This window comes from Allobosea sp. (assembly GCF_036675845.1).
Taxonomy (GTDB): domain Bacteria; phylum Pseudomonadota; class Alphaproteobacteria; order Rhizobiales; family Beijerinckiaceae; genus Allobosea.
Genome location: NZ_JAKFED010000080.1, coordinates 1 through 1,642, shown reverse-complemented (window position 1 = coordinate 1,642; position 1,642 = coordinate 1). Strand labels below are relative to the sequence as shown.

Genomic DNA, 1,642 nt, shown 5'->3' with positions numbered 1-1,642 from the left:
CACCTCACGACGCACTTTCAAGACAGCCGGGGAATCGCTGAGCAAGGAGGCGCTGGGGGCGCTGCAAGGCGCATTGCGACGATCGCCCGGATCGTCGACAGCTTCCGACGACCTGCCGGCGGTTCGTCTGCATGGTGCGACGGGCCGGCAGCTCCTGGACAGCGACGAGGAGGCCATCGCCAGGCAGGCCGCCGATCGCGCGATAGCGGCCGCCCAAAGGGTCGCCAACGGCGGCTCGATCGACTCCGTGGTGGCATTCGTCGAGCAGGCGGACACCGCCGCCGCCGCCGCAAGCCGGGCCGCCGCGGCCGCGACGCAGGCGGCCAGTCGAGATCCCGGCAACGCCGGCCTCGCGCGAGCGGCCCGCGAGGCCCGCGAAGTGGCAACCCGCGCGATGCTCCACGCGGGCCGGGCACAAGGCGCCCTGCTCTCGGCCTACCGTTCGGCGACTCAGGAAATCTTGTTCTACGCCTTGAGCGCTGCGGCGTCGGCCAACGCGACGGCCAACACCGCCATCGACGCCGCCGCCGACCGGCTGGCGGCCGCCGGAGCCGATCCCGCCACCGTCGCGGCCGTTCGTTCCCTGCGCTCCGACAGTGCGGCGGCGTTGCACGCCTCCGATGACGCGGCTGCCGACGCCGCGCTGGAGCAAGGCATCCAGGTCGCCCGAGCGGTAGGCGACGAGGACGCGGCATTGGCGCTGGAAGCAGCGAAATCGATCCGGGCCAACGCCGGCGAGGCCGCGGCCGCCGCCGCCGAGGCCCACGTTGCTCACCAACAGGCGCTCATGCTCGAGACCCACAACGGTCTCCTGGAAGGCCTTGCACAAAACGACGTCGCGCCGGGCGATGTGCCCGCAGCGTTCGCCTCCTGGAACCGTCGGCGGGAAGCGGCCGACCTCGGCAGCAACTATGCGCGGACAGCCGCCGAGGCCGATGGCAAAGCAGTTGGCCATGCCGCGGCGGCGGCTCGGGAAGCCCGGGACGCCGGCCTGATCCCCGTGGCCGGCCAGGCCAACCCCCTGCAAGTGGAAGAGCCTGCCGGCGAGCCGGCCGAGATCGGCCTCGGCGACACCACCGTCACGATCGAAGCCGAGAACCTGGGCAACCGCCTGTGGCGCGGCATCAAGGCGGGCCTGTCCAAGGCGCTGCCCTTTCTGGGCCCGGTGCTGCTGGCCGTGGGCACCGAAGAGTTCTTTCGCGGCCTGTACCAGGCGGTGCAGACCGACCTGAACAAGAAGGACAGCAAAGGCACGGCCACGCGCGGCTACCTGATCGACAACCTGTCCGGGCTGGGCGGCTCGCTCGCCGGAGCCGCCGCTGGCGGCAGGGGCGGCCCCATCGGCGCCATCGCGGGCGCCGTCGCCGGCTTCTTCGGGGGCCGCGCCGTCGGCCGTGGCATCGCCGCCGGGGGCGGCAACTCGGCCACCCGGGCCATCGACATGGTCCTGCAGGACGTCATCCGCCACCAGGTCGACAAGGCTTTCGAGCAGGAAGCCCGCAACGCCCTGCCGCTGCCGGCCGGCGCGCGCGTCGTGCAGGCCGGCTCGATCCACGACGCCCATGCCAACGTGACGGAGCTGCGCAAGGGGCTGGAAGCCACCGGGCTGAAGGTCAGCGCCTCCGACGAGCAGCTCGCCTGG

At 72.5% G+C, this 1,642-nt stretch carries 1 pseudogene; it reads left to right on the top strand.

Features of this window, described 5'->3' with window-relative positions:
* A pseudogene (locus tag V6M56_RS08965) lies at positions 1-1,642 on the top strand (hypothetical protein); the annotation flags it as partial.